The 22,298-nt window shown below is 64.4% G+C and carries 20 protein-coding genes, 2 tRNA genes and 1 pseudogene; 10 read left to right on the top strand and 13 right to left on the bottom strand.

What is annotated here, in order from left to right; genetic code table 11:
* Positions 1-11: 11 nt before the first annotated feature.
* The 5 genes and pseudogenes from clpX to E3O45_RS01220 all read right to left on the bottom strand — a co-directional run bounded on the left by clpX (position 12) and on the right by E3O45_RS01220 (position 4,463).
* Positions 12-1,302: pseudogene (gene clpX / locus E3O45_RS01240) on the bottom strand (ATP-dependent Clp protease ATP-binding subunit ClpX).
* A gap of 131 nt (positions 1,303-1,433) precedes the next feature.
* Entirely contained in the window at positions 1,434-2,093 is a 660-nt protein-coding gene (locus E3O45_RS01235) for an ATP-dependent Clp protease proteolytic subunit (protein WP_241977922.1), read from the bottom strand.
* 66 nt (positions 2,094-2,159) lie between these two features.
* Positions 2,160-2,756: an ATP-dependent Clp protease proteolytic subunit gene (locus tag E3O45_RS01230; protein WP_092450832.1), complete on the bottom strand. Its 597-nt coding sequence runs from the start codon at positions 2,754-2,756 to the stop codon at positions 2,160-2,162.
* Positions 2,757-2,936: 180 nt separating this feature from the next.
* Complete coding sequence (gene tig / locus E3O45_RS01225; RefSeq protein ID WP_166789356.1) at positions 2,937-4,346, bottom strand: trigger factor; 1,410 nt, start codon at positions 4,344-4,346, stop codon at positions 2,937-2,939.
* 43 nt (positions 4,347-4,389) lie between these two features.
* Positions 4,390-4,463: transfer RNA gene (locus E3O45_RS01220), tRNA-Pro, on the bottom strand.
* A gap of 184 nt (positions 4,464-4,647) precedes the next feature.
* On the opposite strand from E3O45_RS01220, the gene E3O45_RS01215 reads away from it, so the two are divergent.
* Positions 4,648-4,718 (top strand) — tRNA-Gly (locus tag E3O45_RS01215).
* 93 nt (positions 4,719-4,811) lie between these two features.
* Here E3O45_RS01215 and E3O45_RS01210 read toward each other — a convergent pair.
* The 4 genes from E3O45_RS01210 to E3O45_RS01195 are packed head-to-tail and all read right to left on the bottom strand — an operon-like array spanning position 4,812 to position 8,562.
* Positions 4,812-6,392, bottom strand: a complete 1,581-nt coding sequence (locus E3O45_RS01210) for a multicopper oxidase family protein (RefSeq protein WP_134441203.1) — start codon at positions 6,390-6,392, stop codon at positions 4,812-4,814.
* A gap of 45 nt (positions 6,393-6,437) precedes the next feature.
* Positions 6,438-7,421: an Fpg/Nei family DNA glycosylase gene (locus E3O45_RS01205; protein ID WP_134441202.1), complete on the bottom strand. Its 984-nt coding sequence runs from the start codon at positions 7,419-7,421 to the stop codon at positions 6,438-6,440.
* 1 nt (position 7,422) lies between these two features.
* Positions 7,423-7,920, bottom strand: coding sequence for a ribose-5-phosphate isomerase (locus E3O45_RS01200; RefSeq protein ID WP_134441201.1), 498 nt, complete (start codon positions 7,918-7,920; stop codon positions 7,423-7,425).
* A 39-nt stretch (positions 7,921-7,959) separates the two neighbouring features.
* On the bottom strand, positions 7,960-8,562 hold the full coding sequence (locus E3O45_RS01195; protein WP_134441200.1) for a DsbA family protein: 603 nt from the start codon (positions 8,560-8,562) through the stop codon (positions 7,960-7,962).
* A gap of 165 nt (positions 8,563-8,727) precedes the next feature.
* Between E3O45_RS01195 and E3O45_RS01190 the strand changes: the two genes are divergently transcribed.
* Positions 8,728-10,302, top strand: coding sequence for an MFS transporter (locus tag E3O45_RS01190; RefSeq protein WP_134441199.1), 1,575 nt, complete (start codon positions 8,728-8,730; stop codon positions 10,300-10,302).
* A 98-nt stretch (positions 10,303-10,400) separates the two neighbouring features.
* Positions 10,401-11,927: an SDR family oxidoreductase gene (locus E3O45_RS01185; RefSeq protein ID WP_134441198.1), complete on the top strand. Its 1,527-nt coding sequence runs from the start codon at positions 10,401-10,403 to the stop codon at positions 11,925-11,927.
* On the opposite strand, the gene E3O45_RS01180 is transcribed toward E3O45_RS01185, so the two are convergent.
* Together E3O45_RS01180 and E3O45_RS01175 are read right to left on the bottom strand one after the other, a co-directional pair.
* The gene (locus tag E3O45_RS01180; RefSeq protein ID WP_134441197.1) at positions 11,928-12,227 is read right to left on the bottom strand and encodes a type II toxin-antitoxin system PemK/MazF family toxin; all 300 of its coding nucleotides are present in this window, start codon (positions 12,225-12,227) and stop codon (positions 11,928-11,930) included.
* 2 nt (positions 12,228-12,229) lie between these two features.
* Positions 12,230-12,466 carry a YlcI/YnfO family protein gene (locus tag E3O45_RS01175; RefSeq protein ID WP_134441196.1) on the bottom strand — a complete coding sequence of 79 codons (237 nt, stop codon included), beginning with the start codon at positions 12,464-12,466 and terminating at the stop codon, positions 12,230-12,232.
* 110 nt (positions 12,467-12,576) lie between these two features.
* On the opposite strand from E3O45_RS01175, the gene E3O45_RS01170 reads away from it, so the two are divergent.
* The 5 genes from E3O45_RS01170 to E3O45_RS01150 all read left to right on the top strand — a co-directional run bounded on the left by E3O45_RS01170 (position 12,577) and on the right by E3O45_RS01150 (position 19,124).
* Positions 12,577-12,957 (top strand): hypothetical protein, encoded by a 381-nt coding sequence (locus E3O45_RS01170; protein WP_134441195.1) that lies wholly within the window; start codon positions 12,577-12,579, stop codon positions 12,955-12,957.
* 28 nt (positions 12,958-12,985) lie between these two features.
* A complete protein-coding gene (locus tag E3O45_RS01165; RefSeq protein WP_134441194.1) occupies positions 12,986-14,554 on the top strand; it encodes an AAA family ATPase in 1,569 nt (522 codons plus the stop codon).
* A 200-nt stretch (positions 14,555-14,754) separates the two neighbouring features.
* Positions 14,755-17,301, top strand: a complete 2,547-nt coding sequence (pepN, locus tag E3O45_RS01160; RefSeq protein ID WP_134441193.1) for an aminopeptidase N — start codon at positions 14,755-14,757, stop codon at positions 17,299-17,301.
* 203 nt (positions 17,302-17,504) lie between these two features.
* Complete coding sequence (locus E3O45_RS01155; RefSeq protein ID WP_134441192.1) at positions 17,505-18,635, top strand: mechanosensitive ion channel family protein; 1,131 nt, start codon at positions 17,505-17,507, stop codon at positions 18,633-18,635.
* A gap of 27 nt (positions 18,636-18,662) precedes the next feature.
* Positions 18,663-19,124, top strand: a complete 462-nt coding sequence (locus tag E3O45_RS01150) for a globin (RefSeq protein WP_134441191.1) — start codon at positions 18,663-18,665, stop codon at positions 19,122-19,124.
* A 156-nt stretch (positions 19,125-19,280) separates the two neighbouring features.
* On the opposite strand, the gene E3O45_RS01145 is transcribed toward E3O45_RS01150, so the two are convergent.
* Positions 19,281-19,775, bottom strand: coding sequence for a MarR family winged helix-turn-helix transcriptional regulator (locus E3O45_RS01145; RefSeq protein ID WP_166789355.1), 495 nt, complete (start codon positions 19,773-19,775; stop codon positions 19,281-19,283).
* Between the two features lie 91 nt (positions 19,776-19,866).
* Here E3O45_RS01145 and E3O45_RS01140 point away from each other — a divergent pair, with 91 nt between their 5' ends.
* Positions 19,867-20,358: an NAD(P)-binding domain-containing protein gene (locus E3O45_RS01140; RefSeq protein ID WP_134441189.1), complete on the top strand. Its 492-nt coding sequence runs from the start codon at positions 19,867-19,869 to the stop codon at positions 20,356-20,358.
* A gap of 12 nt (positions 20,359-20,370) precedes the next feature.
* Entirely contained in the window at positions 20,371-21,426 is a 1,056-nt protein-coding gene (locus tag E3O45_RS01135; RefSeq protein ID WP_134441188.1) for an LLM class flavin-dependent oxidoreductase, read from the top strand.
* A gap of 101 nt (positions 21,427-21,527) precedes the next feature.
* Here the strand turns inward: E3O45_RS01135 and E3O45_RS01130 are convergent, their stop codons facing one another.
* Positions 21,528-22,169, bottom strand: coding sequence for a DNA-3-methyladenine glycosylase (locus E3O45_RS01130; protein ID WP_134441187.1), 642 nt, complete (start codon positions 22,167-22,169; stop codon positions 21,528-21,530).
* Positions 22,170-22,298: the final 129 nt, after the last annotated feature.

Raw genomic sequence — 22,298 nt, 5'->3', positions numbered from 1 at the left:
TATTCAGCGGCTTACGCCGACTTCACCTGGCGGGTCTTGTGCAGCACCATTTCAGCGGGGGCATTGTTCAACACGGTGTCGCGGGTAATGATGACCCGCTCGACGTCGGTGCTGGAGGGCACCTCGAACATGACCGGGCCAAGCACTTCTTCGAGGATGGCGCGCAGACCGCGGGCACCGGTCTTGCGAAGCACAGCCAGGTCGGCGATGGCTTCCAGGGCGGGCTGCTCAAATTCCAGCTCAACGCCGTCGAGCTCGAACATGCGCTGATATTGCCGCACGAGCGCGTTCTTGGGCACGGTAAGAATCTGCATGAGCGCCACCTGGTCGAGCTGGGTGACCGTCGTGACGACGGGTAGCCGGCCGATGAACTCGGGAATCAGCCCGAACTTGTGCAGGTCTTCGGGCAGAACCTCGCTGAACAGGTTGATGTCGTCGCCCTTGATGTGCAGCGGAGCGCCGAAACCGATGCCCTTCTTGCCGGCCCGAGACGAGATAATGTCTTCGAGCCCGGCGAAGGCGCCCGCCACGATGAACAGTACGTTCGTGGTGTCGATCTGAATGAACTCTTGATGCGGATGCTTGCGCCCACCCTGTGGGGGCACGGAGGCAATGGTGCCCTCGAGGATCTTCAGGAGCGCCTGCTGCACGCCCTCGCCGGAGACGTCGCGGGTNGACGTCGCGGGTGATCGACGGATTCTCGGCCTTGCGGGCGATCTTGTCGATCTCGTCGATGTAAATAATGCCGGTCTCGGCGCGCTTGACGTCGTAGTCGGCGGCCTGAATCAGCTTGAGCAGAATGTTCTCGACGTCTTCACCGACGTAGCCGGCCTCGGTGAGAGCCGTCGCATCCGCTACGGCGAAGGGTACATTGAGACGCTTGGCCAGGGTCTGGGCCAGGTAGGTCTTGCCACAGCCGGTCGGGCCGATCAGCAGAATATTGGACTTGGCAATCTCGACATCGTCGTGGATCGCCTCGGCCGCGGTGAGCGTGGCACGAGACCGCACACGCTTGTAGTGGTTGTACACGGCGACGGCGAGGGCACGCTTGGCGGGTTCCTGGCCGATGACGTATTCCTCGAGGAAACCGAAGATTTCTTTGGGCTTGGGGAGGTCGAATTCACCGGCGGTCGCTTCAGAGCCGGCCTCGGCCAGTCGCTCTTCAATGATCTCGTTGCACAGCTCGACGCACTCGTCACAGATGTACACGCCGGGGCCGGCGATGAGCTGTTGTACCTGCTTCTGGCTCTTTCCGCAGAAGGAACACTTGAGCAGGTCGGCACTTTCGCCTATTCGGGCCATGTCCGCCTCCTCCATTGGTCTCGCTGCAATTGAGCCTAGCCTGTGCGTCCGACACTTTCGTGCAGCGCGCCACAAACCGAAACGGCGCGGCGCCCGAAGGCGACGCGCCGCAGCGGTATTTCGGTGTGCGGCTACTTAACCAACATCGGAAGGTTCTTGCGGCTGGTCAGAACCTGGTCGATCAGGCCGTACTCGAGGGCCTCGGCCGCGCTCATGATCTTGTCGCGATCGATGTCCTTATTGACCTGCTCAACGCTCCGGTTGGAGTGGTGCGCGAGGGTCTCTTCGAGCCAGACCCGCATGCGCAGAATCTCGGCGGCCTGAATCTCGATATCAGAAGCCTGGCCGCCACCCTGCCCACCAACCGAGGGCTGGTGAATCAGGATGCGCGCGTTCGGCAGCGCGAGGCGCTTGCCCGCGGTTCCACCGGCGAGCAATACGGCCGCAGCGGATGCCGCCTGGCCGAGGCACACCGTCATCACGTGCGGGCGAATGTACTGCATGGTGTCGTAGATCGCCGTCATGGCGGTGAACGATCCACCGGGCGAGTTGATGTACATCGTGATGTCGCGGTCCGGGTCCTGGCTTTCGAGTACGAGGAGCTGGGCCATCACGTCGTCGGCGGAGGCGTCGTCAACCTGCACGCCGAGGAAGATAATGCGGTCCTCGAACAGCTTGGCGTACGGGTCCTGGCGCTTGTAGCCGTAGGCGGTGCGTTCTTCGAAGGTGGGGAGGATGTAGCGCGATTCAGGTGCGCCGTTATTAGTCAAGTGCTTGGTCGAGCCGCCCATCGAGCTGTAGGCCGTTCCACCGAATGTGGGGATAGTCATGATTTCTTCCTGTTCAGTTTCGGCGGACTACTTGGTGGCGTCGGGGTCGGTGCCGCCGCCGCCGATGACATCCGAAGCGGATGCGCGGAGATGGTCGACGAAACCGTACTCGAGGGCTTCCTGCGCACTGAACCAGTTGTCGCGGTCACCGTCGGCGTTGATCTGCTCGGGGGTCTTGCCGGTCTGCGCGGCCGTGATCTCGGAGAGGCGCTGCTTCATGTCGAGGATGAGGCGAGCCTGGGTCTGGATGTCGGCGGCCGTGCCGCCGAACCCGCCGGACGGCTGGTGCAGAAGCACGCGAGCGTTCGGGGTGATGTATCGCTTACCCTTGGTCCCCGAGGTAAGCAGAAACTGACCCATCGAGGCTGCCATGCCGATACCGACCGTGACGATGTCGTTGGGTACGAACTGCATCGTGTCGTAGATTGCCATGCCGGCGGTGATCGAGCCGCCGGGAGAGTTGATGTAGAGGTAGATGTCGCGTTTGGAATCTTCCGCTGCCAGCAAGAGGATCTTGGCGCAGATCTCGTTCGCGTTTTCGTCACGGACCTCTGAGCCGAGCCAGATGATGCGGTCCTTCAGCAGTCGGTCAAATACACCATTGGTGGGTGTCGGGTCGGCCATGTCGTGCTCCGTTTCAGTTGTCGCTTCTCAATGAATCTATCGGAGCGCGAGCGTCAAAATGGCTCTGTTCGCCCTCGGCAGATTACCGGCCATCGCACAGGTGCCCGGCAGCATGCAAGAGGCCGGCTGGCCAGCACCTCTAAAAAGTACTGACCAGCCGGCCTCTCACGCACGCAGGTACTACTTCTTGGCAGCAGCCTTCTTCTTCTTGGGCTTCTCGTCGGCCTCAGCTGCGACCTCAGCGTCAGCCTCGGCGGCCGGGGCTGCCTCGACTGCGCTGTCAGCAGCATCCGCTTCAACAGCCGTGTCGTCGCCGACCGGGCCGGTGAATTCACTCAGGTCGACCGGCTTGCCGTTGGAGTCAACGACCTCGGCCTTGCCCAGGGCAATGGCGAGGGCCTTGTTGCGGGCGACCTCGGCCACCATCGACGGGATCTGTCCGTTGGTGTTGAGCGTCTGCACGAACTCGCTCGGGTCCATGCCGTACTGGCTGGCACCCTGAATGAGGTACTGGGTGAGTTCGTCCTGGCTGACCTTGACCTGCTCGGCTTCGGCGATCGTGTCGAGCAGAATCTGCTGACGGAACGTCTTCTCGCTGGCTTCGGTGACCTCGGCGCGGTGAGTGTCGTCTTCCAGGCGACTTTCGCCCTCGAGGTGACGGTTGACTTCGTCGAGGATGATCGCGGCGGGGATCGGAACCTCGACCGAGCCGAGAAGCGTCTCGATGAGACGCTCACGGGCCTGGCTGCCCTGGCCGAAGGCCTTGGACTTCTCAACCTGAACCTTGAGGCTCTCGGTCAGCTCGGCGATCGTGTCGAACTCGCTGGAGATCTGAGCGAAGTCGTCGTTCGCCTCGGGAAGCTCGCGCTCCTTGACGGCGATAACCGTGATGGTGATCTCGGCCGTCTCACCCTCGTGGTCTCCGCCCATGAGGTCGGAGTTGAAGGTCGTGGTCTCGCCGGCGCTGAGCGAGTCAAGCGCCTCGTCGATGCCGTCGATGAGGTCTCCGGAGCCAACCTCGTAGGAGATTCCGCTCGCGGTGTCAACCTCTTCGCCGTCGATCGCGGCGTTCAGGTCGATCTGGGCGAAGTCGCCGGTCTTGGCTGGGCGGTCCACCGTGATGAGCGTGCCGAAGCGGCTGCGCAGCTTGTCGAGCTCTTCGGCGACTTCCTCGTCGGACACCGCGACGGCGTCAACGGTGAGCTTGAGGCCGTCGTAGCTGGGAAGGTCGATCTCCGGGCGCACGTCAACCTCGATGGCGAGGAGCAGGTCACCGGAGAAGTCGGTGTTGCTCGGCCATTCGACGATATCGGCCTCTGGACGGCCGAGCGGGCGCAGCTTGTTCTCTTCGACAGCCGCGCGGTAGAAACCGTCGAGACCCTCGTTGACGGCGTGCTCCAGAACGGCGGCCTTGCCGACGCGCTGGTCGATGATTGCCGGCGGGACCTTGCCCTTACGGAAACCGGGGATGTTGATGTCTTCGGCAATGTGGCCGTAAGCATGGGTGATGGCTGGCTTCAGCTCGTCGGGGCTCACCGTGATGGTGAGCTTGGCGCGCGTGGGGCTCAGTTTTTCGACCGTGGACTTCACTCGAGACTCTCCTGTGTATTGAAACGGTGTGCTGCGGATAATGTCGGGGCGACAGGAATTGAACCTGCGACTTCTCGCCCCCAAAACGAGCGCTCTACCAAGCTGAGCTACGCCCCGGATCTACTTCGACCCATCGGTACTACTTTGTTGGGGAACCAATCCGGTGGTGCACGCAGTAGCTCGCGACACGCGGAATGACCTCAGTCAGTCTAATGCACGCCTTTCGAGCGGATGCGCCCGCACTGGCAAACGACCCCCGGTTTCCTGTACTACGATATTCGAGTGCCCAGATTTTGGGCCTGGGGTCGTAGCTCAATGGTAGAGCCTGAGTTTTCCAAACTTATGACGCGGGTTCGATTCCCGTCGACCCCTCTGTTTAATGCAGAGACACTGAGTTTAATGCAGAGATACTGAAAGCCGCCGGCTCAAGCTGGCGGCTTTCTCTCGTTAAGCGGATGCGGACAGCTAGTGACCGTGGGCCGGCGCGAGTGCCCGCGGCCCGCTCCCGACGGCCAGGTTCGACTGGGGAACGATGGCGTCGTGAGCGGTCGGCGGGGTGCCTGCTTCCTCGCCGGGCTCGACCACGACGAACTGGCCCATCATTCCGGCGTCCTCGTGCGAGAGCATGTGGCAGTGGAACATATACGGAAAGTCGGGGTCGGTATATTCCGCAAACTGCATAATGAGTTCGTAGCGCACTCCGGGCTCGAGGTAGATCGTGTCCTTCCAACCCGACAGCTCGACGGGCGGCGGCTCGGTGCCCACCCGCAGCACCTGAAACTGCACGCCGTGCACGTGAAAGTTGTGGGGCAGCGGCATGGCGTTGTCGACGGTCCAGATCTCGGTCGCGCCGGCCTCGATCGTCTCGTCGATGCGGGTCATGTCCATCAGCCGATTGTTGATCGTGTAACCGTTGAGGGTGAACGACCGGTCGACTGTGGCATCCGCTTTGTCGAGCGGTTCGATGCTCGCGAGGGTGCTGGCGGTCTCCCCGATGCTGCTGAGCGTGTCGGCGGCGCGCAGCTCCAGCACATCGAGGGTGTCGTCACCGGCGTTGCGCGTCGCGGCACTGGCTGAGATGCCGAGGTCTGGCGGGTTCGACTGCAGGTTCACGGTCTCCCCCGGCACCAGCTCAACGAGCACTTCAGCGCGTTCCCCCGGCGACAAACGGATGCCGTCCATCGGCGCCGCCTCCTCCAGCAGTCCGCCATCGGTTCCGATCAGGTCGAAGGGCCGGCCGTCACTCAATCCGAAGTCGTAAACCCGGGAGGTTGACCCGTTGAGCAGTCGGAGGCGCACCACCTCGGAGGTGACGTCGAGGTAGGGCGCGAGGGTGCCGTTGACGAGCAGCTGGTCACCGATCGGACCGATGTAGCCGCGCACGTCGGTGACGAACTGCCCGTTCTCGTCGAAACGGCGGTCCTGCACCACCACCGGAATATCGTCGACGCCGTAGCTGCGCGGCAGGTTTAGGGCTGCCTCCTCGTCGTCCTGCACGATGAAGACCCCAGCCAGACCCATCTCCACCTGGTGCTCGGTATCGCCTTCCGGGTGCGGGTGATACCAAAGAGTTGAGGCTGGCTGGTCAATCTCGAAGTTGGGGCTCCATCCGGCGCCGGGCTCGACCATCTGGTGCGGTCCACCGTCCATTTCGGCGGGCAGATTGGCGCCGTGCCAGTGCACGGTGGTGGCTACGTCGAGGTCATTGTTGACGTTTATGCGCACGTTTTCGCCGCGCCGGGCGACGATCGTCGGGCCGAGGTAGCTGCCGTTGTAGCCCCACGTCTCGGTCACGACGCCCGGAGTGAACTCGGTCGTGCCAGCCTCCGCCGTGAGGTCGAACACCCGCTCACCGGCGGCATTGACGGTTGATTCGGCCAGCGGCGGGATCGCGAGCGGGTTGACGAAGTCAACGCTGCCGACCGTGTCGATCACGCCGGCCCCGTCTTCGCCGGAACACGCGGTGAGGCCGAGAGCCAACACGACCGCGCCGACGACGCTCACAAAGGTTGCGACGCGACGACGGGGCCTGGAAATTCGGATCATGCTTCTATTTTCGCAGTCCACCCAGTGCGCTGACACCACAGGGACTCAGGCCTGGCAGCGCGGGCACCAGTACAGCTTGCGGGCGGCCATCTCTTCAAGCACGATGTGGGTGCCGCAGACACGGCAGGGCAGCCCCTCCCGCTTGTACACCCAGTGCCGGTCGGCCCGATTCTTCATGGCGAGTCGGTAGTGCTCGCCATCGAGGCCGTCCATGGTCATCATCTGGCCGGTCGCCACCCCGATGTGAAGGAGGTGTGCCCAGTCGCTCCACAGGTCGCGTACGGTTTCGTCGCTGAGCGATTTTCCGGGCGCGTGCGGGTTGAGTCCCGCGCGAAAGAGCATTTCGGCGCGATACACGTTGCCGATTCCGCTGACCACGGTCTGGTCCATCAGCAGGCGGCCGATCGGCGTGGGCTTCTTGCGCACGACGCTGACGAAGCGCTGCTCCGCGTGCGGGCTGTTGTCCAGTTCCGGGTCGGGGCCGAGTTTGGCGATGACGGCCTCGACCTGGGCTGGGTCGAGTACCTCGCAGGCGGTCGGTCCGCGCAGGTCGGCACACACCGTGTCGCTGAGCAGCCGCACCCGCACCTGACCGACCGGCTCCGGCGGGAAAGCGTCGGCGAGGTCGATCTCTTTCTCCTGCTCCGACATGCGCACCCGGGTTCGACGGGGCGCACCGATGCTGAAGATCGAGTTCTCCCCCGCGGAGTCAAAGGTCGGCAGATCGGTGCCGTGCTGGTTGGTTTGCCCCATCCGCCCGTTGGCCGAGGCCATCGTGGCATCCATCAGAATCTCGCCGCTGAAATCCCACGCCCCGTACATGCCCAGGTGGATGCGCAGCCACAGTCCGTGGTCGAACTCCAGAAACATCTGTTTGCCGACGGCGCGGGCATCCGTCACCGTGTGCCCGCTGAGTTGCGCAGCACCGGCCACGAACCGCCCCTGCGGTGATGAAACGGTGACCCGGTGGCCGACGAAGTTGCGCTGAAACTGGCGGGTGATGCGGTGAACGGAGTGGCCCTCTGGCACCTCAGTTCACGACGCCGTCGACGTCTTTTCCGGCGATGGTTCCGGTCGTTTCATACTCTCCGAGCTGGTGGATACGACGCACGTGACGCTCCTCGTCGCTGAACGGCTCGGCGATGAACGCGTCGATGAAGCTGGTGGCTTCCTCGATGGTGTGCTCGCGGGCACCGATGGAAATAACGTTGGCGTCATTGTGCTCACGGGCCAGACGGGCCGTGCTGAGGTTCCAGACCAGGGCGGCGCGGGCACCGGACACCTTGTTGGCGGCCATCTGCTCGCCGTTGCCGGAACCGCCGAACACGACGCCGAGCGCTTCGATGCCTCTTTCTCGGTCGTCGACGGTGGCCTGCGCTGCATTAATACAAAAAGCAGGGTAGTCATCGAGGGCGTCGTAGGTCTGGGGCCCGTGGTCGACGACCTCGTGCCCGGCCGCACGCAGGTGCGTGATCAGGTGGTGGCTGAGGTCGAGACCGGCATGGTCCGTGGCGATGTGGATGCGCATATGAGCAGTCTATTTTGTGCTGGCCGACGTGCTGACGGCCTAGGCGAAAATAGGCTCGCGGGTTCGACTGCGCTTGAGTTCGAAGAATCCGTCGTAGCTCGCCAGCGCAACGACGCCGTCCCAGAGGGCCAGGGCCTGCTCACCCATCGGGGCCGGGGAAATGACCGGGCCGAAGAAAGCGACACCGTTCACCGCGATCACAGGCGTTCCGACGTCCTGGCCGACCCGGTTGATGCCGTCAAAGTGGCTCGCCCGCATCTGGCGGTCGTACTCGTCACTGTCGGCGTAGGCGGCGAAGCTGGCAGGCAGGCCGACCTCGGCGAGCGCGGCCGGAATGACCTCGTCCGGGTTCGTATTGCTGCCTGGGTGAATCTGCTGGCCCAGTGCGTCGTAGAGGGCCTTGACCATCGCCTGGCCGTGCAGTTCATTGGCGGCTGCGACGAGGCGGGTGTACTTGAGCGCCCGCGGAAAGAACGCCGCGTACTCCTCGCTCACCTGCTGATCTTCGTTGAGCACGGCGAGGCTCATGACATGCCAGGTCACCTCGAAATGACGCAGCCGAGCGACCTCGTCCACCCAGCGCGAAGTCATCCAGGCCCAGGGGCACGAGGGGTCAAACCAGAAATCCACAGAATCAGTCATGCAACCAGCCTAAGCGGGGGCGTGCGGGCCCGTTCATCCCCGAACCCGAAAATTCCCATTAGAGCAATGCCCCCCATTCAGGTATTGTCGACGGGTCGAAAAAAATCTGCACTATGCAGTACAGCTCTACGTCGCAAGCACAATATCTCCCCGGGAGAAATTAACATGCCCATTGACCCAAGCACGCCCAACGCGAATTCCGGCGCCACGAGCGCCGCCGCCGCCGCGGTGAAGCCCAAAAAGGCTCTCCTGCGCCGCCGCATCTCAGTATCCGACGTCAACGTCGTCGACAAGCCCATTATGAAGCGCGCCCTCGGCGGCACCATCGTGGGAAACACCATGGAATGGTACGACGTCGGTATCTTCGGATACCTCATCACCACAATGGGGCCCGTCTTCCTGCCAGAGGCCGACGCATCCGTTCAAACCCTGTTTCTGCTCGGCACCTTCGCCGCGACGTTCTTCGCCCGACCGCTCGGCGGCGTGTTCTTCGGCTGGCTCGGCGACCGGATCGGTCGCCAGAAGGTGCTCGCCACCACACTGATTCTGATGGCCGCCTCGACCTTCGCGGTCGGCCTGCTGCCCGGCTACGCGCAGATCGGCGTCTGGGCGGCGGTGCTGCTCGTGTTCGTCAAGCTCGTGCAGGGGTTCTCCACCGGCGGCGAGTACGCCGGTGCGACGACCTTCGTCAGCGAGCACGCACCCGACAAGCAGCGCGGCTATTTTGCCAGCTTTCTCGACATGGGCAGCTACCTCGGCTTCGCCATCGGAGCCTCGCTCGTCTCGGTGCTGCAGCTCACACTCGGTCAGTCGGTCATGGAGGATTGGGGCTGGCGCATCCCGTTCCTCATTGCCGGGCCGCTCGGCCTGGTCGCCATCTACTTCCGTATGAAGATCGACGAGTCGCCCGCGTTTCAGGCCACCCTCGACGCCCAGGAAGCCGCCCAGAAGAACCCAGTGGGGGCCACTGCCGAAACCCCTAAGGGCCCGATCCAGATCTTCAAGGCCTACTGGCGCAACATCATCATCGCCATGATCCTGGTCGCCGCGGCGAACACGGTCGGCTACGCGCTCACCTCCTGTATGCCCACCTATCTCACCGAGAACAAGGGCTATGACGAGCTGCACGGAACGGCGCTGACCATTCCGATTCTCGTGATCATGGCGCTGTGCATCCCGCTGGCCGGCCGCCTGTCTGACCGAATCGGACGGCGCCCGGTGCTGTGGATCGGAGCCATCAGCACGGTGGTGCTGGCCTACCCGGCGTTCCTGCTGATCGGCATCGGCGACATCTGGTCGACCCTGCTCGGCCTCGCCCTCATTGCGTTCCCGGTCACGTTCTACGTCTCGAACCTCGCCTCGGCCCTGCCGGCCCTGTTCCCGACGGCGAGCCGGTACGGCGCCATGGGTATCTCGTACAACTTCGCCGTAGCCATTTTTGGCGGAACCACGCCGTTCATCATCGCGGCGCTCGCAGTGGGCACCGGCAATGACATGATGCCGGCGCTCTACCTGATGGCCACCTCGTTCATCGGGGCGATCGCCATCTTCTTCCTGCGCGAATCAGCCAACCGCCCGCTGCCGGGCTCCATGCCAAGTGTGAACACCGACGAGGAAGCGCACGAACTGGTGAAGACGCAGGACGACAACCCGCTGCTCGACACTGACCAGATGCCGTTCGACCACACCTACGAGCCGCCGACCATCGCCATTCCCATTCAGGAACCGGCCCAGGTCTAGTTCAGTAGTTGCCGGCGGGCGTGGGCGGTTTCGGTCGCGCACGCCCGTTTGTCGTCGGTTGAACGGATGCTCACAGTCGGCCCGCGTAGAATTCGCGGATGACCACCGCGCCCCCCACCACTGCGCCCACCGACGCGAGCGCAGCCGAATCGAGCGCGGCGGCCCCCGAATTCGCCGGAATCGACCCGCACGACCTCGAAGTGACCCTGCGGGTGCTCGCCTCGCTGCGCGACGTGGACCCGGACAGCGCCGACTTCGTCACCGTGCGCCAGGCGACCGCCAAGATGTTCAAGTCGGTCAAGATGTCCAGGCGTTTGGAGAAACGCGCGGTCATCGCCGACGCCGATCGCAGCGTCATCGCCGCCACAGCGACCGGCGCGCCGACCCGCATCGACGACGAAACCCGAGGCGCCCAGCTCTCCCTCGGCACCAGCGCGGCGACGGCCGGCGAGCTGCTCGTTCCGCGCGCCTGCTATATCTGCAAGCAGAAGTACACCGTGGTCGACGCGTTCTACCACCAGCTCTGCCCGAGCTGCGCCCTCTCCGGTCACGCCAAGCGCGACGCTCGCACCGATCTCAGTGGCAAGCGGGCGCTGCTCACCGGCGGCCGCGCCAAAATCGGCATGTACATCGCGCTGCGCCTGCTGCGTGACGGCGCTCACACCACCGTCACCACCCGGTTTCCGCGCGATGCCGTTCGCCGCTTCGCCGCGATGGACGATTCGAAGGATTGGCTGCATCGCCTGCGCATCGTCGGTATCGATTTGCGTGACCCGGCCCAGGTGATCGCGCTGGCCGATTCGGTTGCGGCCCAGGGTCCGCTCGACATTCTCATCAACAACGCAGCGCAGACCGTGCGCCGCTCGCGCGGCTCGTACTCCCCGCTCGTCGAGGCCGAGGAATCTCCTCTGCCAGACGGCCCGCTGCCCGAGATCGTGTCATTCGGGCACACCAACGATGCGCATCCGCTCGCCCTGGCCGCGTCGGTCTCCGGTCACCCGCTGCTCGCGGCCGCGTCCTGTGCCGGCGCCCTCACAGCGGATGACCTCACCCGGCTGGCCCTCGCGGCGGGGTCCTCGTCGCTTGAGCGACTCGCCGCTGGCACCGCGATCGACGCCGGCGGACTCGTTCCCGACCTGCACTCGCGGAACAGCTGGACCGCGAACGTCGAAGACGTGGACCCGCTCGAGATGCTCGAGGTGCAGCTGTGCAACACCACCGCACCATTCTTGTTGGTGAGCCGTCTGCGGGCCTCGCTCACGGCATCCGCTGCCCGCCGAACGTACATCGTGAACGTGTCGGCGATGGAGGGCGTGTTCGGTCGCGGGTATAAAGGACCGGGCCACCCGCACACCAACATGGCCAAGGCCGCACTGAACATGCTCACCCGCACCAGCGCGAAGGAGATGCTCGAAGACGGCATCCTCATGACGAGCGTCGATACCGGTTGGATCACCGATGAGCGTCCGCACCCGACCAAGGTGCGCCTGGCCGAGGAAGGCTTTCATGCCCCGCTTGACCTGGTTGATGGCGCGGCCAGGGTGTACGACCCGATCGTGCGCGGCGAGGCCGGCGAAGACCTCTACGGCGTCTTTCTCAAGGACTACCAACCGGGCGCCTGGTAGTCAGTCGAGGTCGAATGCCGCGGCGATGGCGGCACTCAGCCGCACCTCTTGTTGGGGCAGCAGAAAGCCAATCTGGCGACCGAGGCTGGCGACCGGAATGGTCACGACATTGTCACAGCTCACCGCGCAGTCCTGGTCGAGGCCGTTCGCGGGGCCTACCGGGACTTCGGTCGACAGACCCCGCACGGTACTGGTGATCGGTGCGACGGTAACGCGGGCGAGGTGGGGGCGCACGAGTTCGCGCGTTAGAACGAGGACCGGCCGGGCCCTGTCGAGGTGCGCTATGTGAATTGCCCGCATCGTTAGGCGAGGTCAGACGGAATACTCGCGCCAAAGCTGGCGAGTTCGTCCAGATCGTCGGCTTTAGCGAAACGGTCGGTCAGAATGCGCACGTCGCGCAGGGCGAGTTCGCGTCGCCGTTCTCGTTCGAGAGCTCGAGTGATCACGGAAGCACGGCTACTTTCCCGCCCTTCACCCACCGCCTGGTCAAGGTATTCCACTAATTCGTCGGGCAGGCGCACCGCTATTTGTCGGCTCATTTGCCGAGCAGACCATTATGGGATCCATTCAGGTATGCTCTCTGTTTGGTCACGGGATAACAAGGAAAGCACAGTTCATGCGGCAAAATGCCCGCTGCTAGGCTGACCGAATGTTACGCCGTGGTCGCATCGCACCGACCGTTCTTCTCGCCATCGTGGCGCTCAGCGGATGCACCGCTCAGTCCCCGGCAGAACTGTCAGAATCGCCAGCGACGATCGCACCGACGACAGCGACGGCGAGCGCCTACACCTGTGACGACATTGCCACCCTCGATAACGTGGCCGCGGTGTTCGTCACCGCAGACGGCCAGGCCGCCCTGCCGCCCGTCGCCCCGGAGGGCGCGGTCGAGGGTGAGCACGCCATGCAGATCAGCGCCGATACGTCGTCGTTTTGCACCGTGATCTTCTCGCTCGGCCAGTCGGCGTACCAGGTCGAGTCCCGCACCGACGCGGTGGCCGTCGCCGAGGCAGTCATCGCCCAGTCCAGCTAGCTAGCTACCCGATCGAAAGGACTTATTCATGACCGAGGACACTTTCGACCGAGACGTCGTACGTTCCTTCAAACAGTTCATGGACCGCGTCGTCGCCAACGCGGATGACCGCGGCCGGTCCGCGCTGTCACCGCTCGGCGAAAAGGTCACCGAGCACCTCGGCGCGAACGCGTCGACCTTGCCGGCCGTGTCTGAGACCCTCGCCGATCATCGACTGGTGGATGCCGATATCGCCCTGACCAGCCTCAGCGGCCCCGACCCTGATGAATTGCTCGGTGTATCCGGCGGCCAGCAGCGGTTTCACTCCACCCTCTCCGAGCTCGTGGCCAGCCCGTTCCAGGGGTTTGCCCCCGGTCCGGTGGACTACTCGGCCAGGGCGACCGGTCCGACGTCGACCCGTCAGGTGGTCTCCTTCGGCGTGCGGCTCATCCGCTTTGCGGGCCAGCCGATCGCTGTGCTGCAGCGCGCCGCGAACCCGCAATTCGGGCGAAACACCGCCGAACTCGAAATCATGGCGGTCGCGCCGGAGATCGTGACCGCGTTTCTGGCTCACCTGCGCGAGCTCATGATCGAGCACAGCGTGCTGCGCGGGCAGGTGCTCTCATTCGTGCAAACCGAATACGGGTCCGGCGCCGGAATCACCTTTCTGGAACGCCCCGTCGTGCCCGCTGCGGCGATCGTGCTGCCGGAGGGAATCCTCGGCACCATTTCCGACCACGTCATCGGAATTGGTGAGCAACGCCAGGCCCTGCTCGCCGCCGGCCAGCACCTGAAGCGCGGAGTACTGCTCTACGGCCCTCCCGGCACCGGTAAGACGCTCACCGTGCGCCACCTGCTGAGCGAAACACCGGGCATCACGGCCGTACTGCTCACCGGGTCCAGCATCGTGCACATCGCAGCCGCAGCTGAGATCGCACGCACGTTTGCGCCGTCAATCGTCGTCCTTGAGGACATCGACCTGGTCGCGATGCAGCGCCACGCCACGCCACAGCCGCTGCTGTTCGAGGTGCTCGACGCTCTCGACGGACTCGACGGTGACGCCGATGTGGCCTTCGTCATGACCACCAACCGGGTCGAGGTGCTCGAGCGTGCCCTCGCCGAACGGCCCGGCCGGGTCGACCTCGCCGTCGAGGTGCCATTGCCCGCGCTGGCGGAACGCGAGCGGCTGTTCCGCCGCTACGCAGGCACCTTGCCCTTCACCGCGGCCGCCCTCGACGCGGCGGCCGTACGTTCCGAGGGCGTGACCGGGTCCTTCGCGAAGGAACTCATCCGCCGTGCCGTGTTGCGCGCCGCGCTCCGGTCCGAACCCGTTGACGACGACGATTTGCAGGTCGCCCTCGACGATTTGTTGTCGGCGGGTGCGGCCCTGACCCGGCGGCTCCTGGGCACAAGCAGCGGCGAAAATGAGCGCTGGCAGCCCGATCAGGAGCCAGGCGACGGGCCGAACGGCGGCAGCTACGTTCCACTGCACGGTGCGGCGGCCGTAATGACGCGCCAATTCGCCTCCTTCAGGGCGAGCGGTAGCACCCCGCCAGTCACGGTCAAGCCACCCGCCGACGCCCCGGGCGCATCTGACCATACCGACGAAACCCACTGACCGGCACCGACCGGCACCGACCGGCACCGACAGACCGTGGCAAGTTGCCGCCGAACCTGCAGATCTTTTGCTCACTCTCACCAGAATGAGCAGAGCCACGCCTTAGCCAGCGCGGCAACCAGTCATGGTTAGGCTTAAGGGGTGCAATGGCGCCACGAGCGCCAAAGCCTCACAATCGTGAACCGAATTGGAGAACCAAGTTGCCTGGAGAAAATCTCACCCGCATCGAAGCCCAGGAGCGCGCCGCGCTCGTGACCGTCGCGAGCTACGACGTCGTGCTCGATCTCACTACCGGTCCAACCACCTTTGGCAGCACCACCACGGTGCGCTTTATTGCGACCCCCGGCGCCTCGACCTTCATCGATGCCATTACTTCCACGGTGCATTCGGTCACCCTCAACGGCGCGGCGCTCGACCCGGCCGTCGTGAGTGACGGCATCCGCATTCAGTTGGATGATCTGCAGGCCGAAAACGAGCTCATCGTCGTCGCCGACGCGCTGTACACCAACACCGGAGAGGGACTGCACCGCTTCGTCGACCCGGTCGATAACGAGGTCTATCTCTACAGCCAGTTCGAGGTACCCGACTCTCGCCGCGTCTTCGCCGTGTTCGAGCAGCCCGACCTGAAAGCGAAATTCGCTTTCACCGTCACCGCGCCGAGCAAGTGGCAGGTTGTTTCCAACTCCACCACCCCCGAACCGACCGACGCCGGCAACGGTGCCAGCACGTGGGCGTTCGCACCGACCCACGTGATCTCGAGCTACATCACCGCCCTCATCGCCGGCCCATACGCCGTCGTGCGCGGCGAACTCGTTTCGAGCGACGGACGTACCATCCCGCTCGGTGTGTTCAGCCGCAAGAGCCTCAGCGAATATCTCGACGCCGACTACATCCTCGAGAAAACCCGCCAGGGCTTCGCCTACTACGAGGAGAAGTTCGGCTACGCCTACCCCTTCGACAAGTACGACCAGCTTTTCGTGCCGGAGTTCAACGCCGGCGCCATGGAGAACGCCGGCGCGGTCACCTTCACCGAAACGTACATCTTTCGTTCCAAGGTGACCGACGCCATCAAGGAACGCCGGGTCGTCACCATTTTGCACGAGCTCGCCCACATGTGGTTCGGCGACCTCGTCACCATGACCTGGTGGAACGACCTCTGGCTCAACGAGAGCTTCGCCGAGTGGGCGTCGACGATCGCCACTGCCGAGGCCACCGAGTGGCATGAAGCCTGGACAACCTTCGCCGTGATGGAGAAGAGCTGGGCCTACAAGCAGGACCAGCTTCCCTCGACCCACCCGGTCGTTGCCACAATTCGCGACCTCGATGATGTGCTCGTCAACTTTGACGGCATCACCTACGCCAAGGGTGGCTCTGTACTCAAGCAGCTCGCCGCCTGGGTCGGCATCGATGCGTTCTTCACCGGCGTCGGCTCCTACTTTCAGAAGCACCAGTGGGGCAACACCGAGCTACGCGACCTGCTGGTCGAGCTCGAGGCTGCCAGCGGCCGCGACCTCAGCGGCTGGGCCCAGCTCTGGCTCGAGACCGCCGGCGTCAACACCCTGCGCCCAGAGATCGCCGCGGACGAGACGGGCACGATCACCGGCTTCACTGTGCTGCAGACTGCGGCCGCCGACTACCCCACGATTCGCCCGCACCGCCTCGCGATCGGTTTCTACACCTTCAACGACGCGCAGAAGCTCGTGCGCACGCATCGCGTCGAGCTTGACGTTGACGGTTCGACAACGGATGTCCCTGCTCTCGTCGGCCAGAAACGCCCAGACCTGATTCTGCTCAACGACGACGACCTCAGCTACGCCAAGGTGCGCCTCGACCCGGTTTCGGAGGCCGTCGCGCTCGAGCACCTCTCGGCCATTGAGAGCCCGCTCGCCCGCGCCCTGGTCTGGGGTTCGGTCTGGGACGCCACCCGCGACGCCGAAACCACGGCCCGCGACTTCGTGCGCCTGGTGCTGAACAATGTCGCCACCGAAACCGAGTCGACCACGCTGCGCACCGTGCTTGGCCAGGTCGTGCTCACCGCGAGCTACTACGTGGCGCAGCCGTACCGCGAAGCCGTCACAACCGAGGTCGCCGATGCACTCTGGGCGCTCGCACAGGGCGCGGCGGCGGGAAGCGATGCCCAGTTCCAGTTCGTGAAGTTCTTCGCCTCCGTCGCAGCCACCCCCGCGCAGCTTGAGAACGTGGCGGCGCTGCGTTCGGGCGGCACCGTGCTCGATGGTCTGACCGTCGACACCGACCTGGCCTGGGAGCTGCTCACCGCCCTCGTGGCCGGTGGCCGCGCCGACGCCGCTGAGATCGACGCGGCCCTCGCGGCCGACAACACGGCGACCGGCGCACAGTCGGCTGCCCTGGCCCGGGCCGCCCTGCCCACTGCGGAGGGTAAGCTCGCCGCCTGGTCGTCGCTGATCGATGTTGACACGGCTGCGACGACCATCGTGCGCACGACCGCCGCCGGGTTCCTGCGGGTGAACGACTCAGGCCTGCTCGAGCCGTTCGTCCCGACCTACTTCGAGATGCTGCAGCGAGTGTGGGAGGCGCGCAGCTTCTCGATCGGCGAAAAGCTCGTGATCGGTCTCTACCCGGCACCGCTGAACAACCAGGCCCTCGCCGACGCGACGAAGACCTGGCTCGACGCCAACCCAGAGCCGGCCGCTCTGCGCCGCCTCGTGGTCGAAAACCTGGCCGGAGTCGAGCGTTCGCTCCGGGTACAGGCTCGCGACGCCGAATAGTTAGCACCACCGAGCACTGCGAACCCCGCGACCAGCCAGGTCGCGGGGTTTTCGCGTGCGCCGACGCGTTCACAGCTAATCGAGAGGATGCCGCTGCCTGCGTTCTCTGCACCGGGTTGCGCTGGCCGCGTGGGTGATCGGTCACCAGCGACCGGGGCTACCTCCCGGGTACCGCCGAGGCCCCTCGGTAGACTGGCTTGGATATGAACTGGGAAACTTTCTGGGCCAACCTCGCCACCTCCATCGCTGATATTCCGTGGACCGATTACGTCGGAAAGATTTTCGCCATTGCGGCAATTATCGTCGTCGCCTTCGCACTGCGCTGGGCCCTGCAATTCGTGATTCGCCGGGTCGTGCAACAGATCGTCTCTGGCGTCAAGAAGAACCAGAAGGTCGACGACACCCAGGCGCTGAACGTCTCCCCCCTGGCTGCCGTGCGCGTCGTGCAGCGCTCGCGCACACTCGGCGCCGTGCTGGCGAACATCGTCAACGTGTTCATTCTGATCACCGCACTGCTGCTCATCGTCACCACCCTGAACAAAGACATCCTCGGCTCCTTCGCGCTGCTCACCGCGGCGATCGGCGCCGGCCTCGGTTTCGGTGCTCAAAACATCGTCAAAGACATCCTCAACGGCTTGTTCATGGTGGTGGAGGATCAGATCGGCGTTGGCGACATCGTCGACGTGGGATTCGCATCCGGTGTCGTCGAAACGGTCGGAATTCGCATTACTCAGGTGCGCGATGTCGACGGCACGCTCTGGTTCGTGCGCAACGGTGAGATTCTGCGGGTCGGCAACATGTCGCAGGGCTGGGCCCGCGTCATCATCGACCTCGCCATCCCCTACAGTTCCGACGTGGAGGCCGTGCAGGACGAGCTGCTGCGCGTCGCCAGTGCCCTTGCCTCGAGCCGCAAGTGGCGCGCCTATATCCTCGAAAAGCCGGAGATCTGGGGCCTCGAGTCGATCAGCGCCGAAGCCCTCGTCACCCGGCTTGTGGTCAAGACCCGGGTCTCAGCCAAGTGGGACTTCGCCCGCGACCTGCGCCTGCACATGAAGAAGGCCCTGGACGGCATGGGCGTTCCGCTGACCCCGCTCAACAGCGTCGTCATGACCACCGGCGACGGCACCATCGACGGCTCGACCGTTGAACCGGTCGAGGGTGCCCTGGACGCGGCCGAAGAGGCCGCGGCAGCCGTGCCCGACGTCGTAGCCGGCGTGCGCACCGGCCCGGTCGCGGTGCGGAAGCCCCGCGGGCCGCGCAAGGCCAAGCCCAAAGACGTGCCGGCTCCGATGAAGGCACCAGACCCCGAAGTTCGCGGCGACGGCATTGACTGACCCGTACCGAAGAGAAAGCTGCACCGAATGACCTCTGAACGACACCCGACCGATCAGCCCGCCACCCCCGCCGGCGTGCACCTGCGCGATGGCGAGAACGGCCCTGCCGCGGTGTCGACGTTCTTCGACGAGGTCGGTGGAACGCCATTCTTCGAAAGGCTCGTGCACGATTTCTACGTGGGCGTTGCGACCGACCCGGTGCTGAAGCCGATGTATCCCGAAGAGGATCTCGGCCCGGCCGAACACCGGCTGGTCATGTTCCTCGAGCAGTTCTGGGGCGGTCCAGGCACTTACAGCGAGCAGCGCGGTCACCCGCGTCTGCGCCAGCGGCACCAACCGTTCAAGGTCAATCCGGATGCCCGCGACCGGTGGCTGGGCCACATGAAAGTCGCCGTGGACGCGGCCAACCTGCCACCGCTGCAGCAGGGCATCCTCTGGGATTATCTGGAACGTGCAGCTTTCGCGATGGTGAACAGCTTCGAGGACTAGGTGTACCGAGCCGACGGCGACACCTCCACGGTGCTCGGAGCGTTCGGGCAACGACGTGGTTTTGGGGTTTTACGAGCACCTCGGCTACGAGGACGCCAGCGTGCAGGTGCACTCCAAATGGCTGATCCAGCCGACAAACTAACCGGGCTGGGCCTGTTACTGTGCGAGCGACTCGGCGGCCGCGCAGGGGCTCGCCGTTGGATCGGCGCGGTGCACGCTCGTGGCCAGCGCGCCGAGCAGCCCGGCCAGCCGGTGGGCGTCATCGTCGTCCATTCCGGAGAGGATGCTGGCTTCCACAGCGGCAACGCGCGTCTCGTACCGGGTGAGCACGCTCAAGCCCTCTGTTGTGGCCCGAATCTTTCGGGCTCGACGATCGGTGGGGTCGGGAATGCGTTCCACCAGCTTGGCGTCCACCATGCCGTCGAGCAGGTAGGTCAAGACCGTGCGATCGATGGCGAGGTGCGCCCCGATGGCCTGCTGCGACGGCAGGTCTCGGTGAATGACGGTCGACAGCACCTGATAGCAGCGCACTCCCCCGGGCAGCCCCTCGACAGCGGTCTCCAGCTGCCGCTGATAGCCGCGCAAAACCATCGCGAGGTTCCACCCCAGATCTCCCGGCACGGTGGCCGGCAGAATCGATTCGGAAGTCATGAAAGCGATCCTATCCCAAACCATGCGGTTGCATAGATATTCTTAGCGTCATATGATCTGTAAAGCATCATATTTCGACGGGAGCAGCGCTATGAGCAGTCAAAGTGCCAGAAGCAGTCAAAGTGCCAGAAGCAGTCAAAGTGCCAGGAGCAGTCAGCACACCACCACCATCGGCATTCTGGGCGCCGGACGGGTCGGAACAGCCCTGGCTCGGCAGGCCCTGAAAGCCGGTTACCAGGTTCGCATCGCGACCGCGCAGCCCGCGGCGGACAACGCGCTGCTGGTCGACATTGTGACCCCCGGGGCGGTGGCGGTGGGATCAAGCCAGGCCGCGGCATCCGATCTGGTGGTACTCGCGATTCCACTGCACAAGTACCGCACGCTCAACCCGGGCGACCTCGCCGGCCGAATCGTTATCGACGCGATGAACTATTGGGCACCGGTCGACGACGCGATCGATGCCGGCCCCCTCGCCGCCGGCCGCTCGTTTGAGCCGGCCACCGAGATCTTCACCGGCAGTCACACCGCGAACCAGCTTCGCGCCCTCATTCAGAAGGCCCGTCCGCTCGCGGTCGCTGCCTAAGCCACTCACACAATGGAGAACACCTTGGAAATCGGCGCCTACAGCTTCGGTGACACTCAACGGGGCCCCGACGGCAGCTCGCGTTCCACCGCGGAGGCGATCAAGAACCTGTTCGACGCCATCGTGCACGCCGACCAGGCGGGGTTGGACTATTTCGGCATCGGTGAACACCACACCGTTTCCATGCCCGCCTCATCACCCGGCGCGATCATCGCCGCGGCTGCTGCGGCGACGACTCGGATCAAACTCGGCAGCGCCGCCAGCATTATTGGAACGGATGACCCGGTGCGGGTGTTCCAGCAGTTCGCCACAGCAGACGCCATCTCCGGCGGCGGCCGCATCGAGATCACGGCCGGCCGCGGCTCCTCGGTCGAGACCTTTCCGCTGTTCGGCTACGAATTGAACGACTATGACGAGCTCTACGCCCAGAAGCTCGACCTGCTGCTCACGCTCAACAACAGCGCCACGGAGAACGTGACCTGGTCGGGAACCGCGCGTCCCTCGATCCCCCAGCTCGACGTCGTGCCGCGTCCAGTGCAGGGCTCCCTGCCCATCTGGATCGCCACCGGCGGCAGCGCACCGTCGTCGGCCCGGGCCGGGCGCCTCGGCCTCCCGCTCGCCTACGCCATCATCGGCGGGCAGCCGCACCGGTTCGCGCCGCTCGCCAAACTCTACCGGCAGTCGGCGGCGCAAGCCGGCCACACCGGCGACAACATCAAAGTCTCGGTCGCCACCTTCGGCCTGGTAGCTCCGACCAAGAAGGAAGCGGTGGAGCGGATGTATCCGGGCTGGGTCAACCTCAACGTGGAGATGGGTCGGCTGCGCGGCTGGCCAGCGCCGCAACGAGGTTCCTACCTGGCCCAGGTCGACGCCCCCAATGCCTATTTCATCGGCGACCCGGACGACGTCGCCGAACGCATCGTCGACCTGCACCGGCACCTCGGCCACATGCGGCACTTTTTGCAGGGCGACCACGGCGGACTCCCCCAGGAACACCTGCTCGAGTCCATCACCCTGCTCGCCACCGAGGTTAAGCCCCGCGTGGAACGGTTGCTCGCCGCCAAATAGCAGCAGACGACTCGCGCGAGTGATGTCGGCCCCTGAATTGCAGAGCCACGCTCGACATTGATCACGTCTGGTACCCGCCCGGAGGATGATCCTGAGCCAGATTACGAGCGGCCCGGTTTGTAGGCCGAGACCGACGGGGCATCCGCTAGCCAAAATCGCCAGGGGAAGTCCGTCGCACTGCCGCCGGGCCCGCTGACACCCACGCGTGGTCCGGTCAGATGCGGGACGAACGCCCCGTCATCGGGTACGAAAAATGTCCACTGTCCGCCGAAAAGATCATCGCCATCGTCGGCCAGAGATGCCCCAAAGCTTTGCGCGACGCAACCAGGACCTCGCGCCAAACTCCGATCGAGCAGGGGAACCTTTCGTGGCTTGATTTCTCGGCGACTGCGAGCAATATCGGCTCCTTCGAGCACGTCTCCGGCTCTAATGAGACAACCGTAGGGCTGGGCTGGTTGTCCGGCGACGAGGTTCACCGCGTGGTGCATTCCGTAGGTGAAGTAGCAGTAAAGGTGCCCGGCGGGACCGAACATGGTCTTATTCCGATTGGTCATACCCCGATAGGAGTGCGCGCCGGGGTCGCGTTCACCGGCATACGCCTCGACCTCGGTTATTCGAATGGCCACAGTGCCATCGTCATCCGTGCGTTGCAGGATGCAGCCGAGAACTTCGGGTGCGAGCTCGAGCACCTCGCGGGCAAAAAATGCCCGGTCCGCTGGATGAAATCCCTCCAGCACCTTCACTCGAACAGTGTATCCACTCCCCTAAGCCTGAATCCACCGGTTGACCTTGAGGTTTTGACGGCGCGTTAAACCGAGAATGCCCCTCTGACCAGCTAAAATAGTTGTTATCTAGACAAGCTATTCAATGCT

This window comes from Cryobacterium sp. TMS1-20-1 (genome assembly GCF_004402355.1).
Lineage (GTDB): Bacteria > Actinomycetota > Actinomycetes > Actinomycetales > Microbacteriaceae > Cryobacterium > Cryobacterium levicorallinum.
Note: the sequence above shows the minus strand (reverse complement) of the source record. Positions and strands in the feature narration are given on the sequence as shown.